The organism is Streptomyces phyllanthi, from assembly GCF_009377205.1.
Taxonomy (GTDB): Bacteria; Actinomycetota; Actinomycetes; order Streptomycetales; family Streptomycetaceae; genus Streptomyces; species Streptomyces phyllanthi.
This window is the reverse complement of sequence record NZ_VJZE01000829.1, coordinates 1-2,057: the sequence shown is the minus strand read 5'-3', so window position 1 is coordinate 2,057 and position 2,057 is coordinate 1. Positions and strand designations below refer to the sequence as shown.

2 protein-coding genes are annotated in these 2,057 nt (G+C 72.5%); both read right to left on the bottom strand.

What is annotated here, in order from left to right; genetic code table 11:
• Positions 1–186: 186 nt before the first annotated feature.
• Positions 187–909 (bottom strand): response regulator, encoded by a 723-nt coding sequence (locus FNH04_RS45335; RefSeq protein ID WP_152792049.1) that lies wholly within the window; start codon positions 907–909, stop codon positions 187–189.
• Positions 906–2,057: sensor histidine kinase (locus FNH04_RS45330; RefSeq protein ID WP_228032049.1), on the bottom strand; the 1,152-nt coding region annotated here is incomplete at its 5' end. The genes FNH04_RS45335 and FNH04_RS45330, both read right to left, overlap by 4 nt.

Here is a 2,057-nt window from a genome sequence, read left to right as displayed (position 1 = left end):
GGGCGGACGCGACGGCCGGCAGGACGGCCGGCCCCGTCGCGACGCCCAGGACGAGCGCGGCGGCCAGCAGCGTGCGGGTCGTGCTCTTCATGGTCAACTCCGTGGGTGTGAGCCGTTGTCCTTGATGGCCCCATCCTTGTGACCGTTGATTCTTCGCGGATCGCCTGCGCAGGCGGTCTCCCGCGCTCAGTTCCTCACCGGAGCGGGGGAGGAACCGGGCCGGGACGGTCCCCCGGGCGGGGGATCACCGGCCGGATCACCAGCCGCGATGAGGCCCGTCTCGTACGCGCAGATCACAGCCTGGATCCGGTCCCGGAGACCCAGCTTGGCGAGCACGTTGCCGACATGCGTCTTGACCGTGTGGTCGCTGACGACCAGCTCGGCGGCGATCTCGGCGTTCGACAAGCCCCGCGCGAGCAGCAGCAGCGTCTCCCGTTCCCGCCCGGTCAGCACGTCCAGGCGAGGATCGGACCGCCGTGGCCGGGCGGCGGGCCGGACGTACTGCTCGACCAGGCGCCGGGCCACGGACGGCGCGAGCAGCGAGTCGCCCTGCGCCACCACCCGTACCGCGTGGACGAGATCGTCCCGGCGGACGTCCTTCAGCAGGAAACCGCTCGCGCCCGCGTGCAGCGCCTCGTACACGTACTCGTCGGAGTCGAAGGTCGTCAGCATCACCGTCCGGCAGTCGCCTGCCGCACTGATCGCGCGGCAGGCCTCGATGCCGTCCACGCGAGGCATCCGGATGTCGAGCAGGGCCACATCGGGCCTGTGCCGCCGCACCGCCTCGACCGCCTCGGCCCCGTCACCCGCCTCCGCGACCACCTCCATGTCCGGCTGGACGTCAAGGATCATCGCGAAGCCGCTGCGCACCAGCTCCTGGTCGTCGGCCACCACCACACGGATCGTCAACGCGCCACCTCCGCCACGGACGGTGACGGTACGGGGATACGAACCTGCACCTGGAAGCCCCGGCCGTCCGGGCCCTGTCCGGTGACCGCTGTACCGCCGTGTGCCGCCGCGCGCTCGCGGATCCCGACGAGTCCGTGGCCGCCGCCGGAGCCGGGCTGCGGGCCTCGTCCGTCGTCCGCCACCTCAATGCACAAGTCGCTCTCCCCATAGGTGAGTTGTATGGAAACGGTGCGGGCGGCCGCGTGCCTGACCGTGTTCGTCAGCGCCTCCTGGACGATCCGGAAGACGGTCGCCCCGGTCGCGTCCGGCAGCGGCCGTGTGCGCCCCGCGGTCCCGTACACGACCTCAAGACCGCTGGCCCGTACCCGGTCGAGGAGATCGGGCAGATCCGCGAGGCCCGGCTGCGGCTCGCGCGGGGCGCCTCCCGGCGCGTCGTCCTCGCGCAGCACGCCCAGCATCCGGCGCAGCTGGGTCATGGCGTCCCGGCCCGTCTCGGAGATCGCGTCGAACGCGGCCTCCGCCCTCTCCGGAGCCGTACGCACCGCCACCGGCCCGGCCTCCGCCTGCACGATCATCAGGCTCACCGCGTGGGAGAGGATGTCGTGCATCTCCCGTGCGATCCGGGCCCGTTCGCGCGCCGCGGCCTGCTCGGCCTCGACCCGGTTCGCCCGCTGGCGGGCATCGGTCAGCCGTCCGAAGACATAGGCGGCCGCGAACACGAAGACGGAGAAGGTCAGTTCACGCGCCGACCGGGTGTTGAGCCACACCCCCACAGGCACGGCGACCAGCAGCAGAAGTCCCGTGGCCAGCCGCTTGCGCGGCGATGACAGCGCGGCGATCGTGTAGACGATCACGAGCCCGGTGTACGGCAGCGGCTGCCCGGGCCCGTCCAGGGTGAGCCTGTACAGGGCGTTGGCCGCCAGAATCGCGAGCAGCACGGCGACCGGAGCGCGCCGCCGCCAGACCAGGGGGACCACGGTGAGCGCGGACAGCCCGTACGCGGGCCAGGTCGCCGGCTCCAGCTCAGGCGGGCGCGGCACCACGAACGGCATCGTCATCGCCGCCTGGACCAGGAGCGCGATCCCGATGTCGACGATCAGCGGGTTGGCCGCTCCCAGTGCCCGGCCCCGCTCCCACCACCCCCGCAC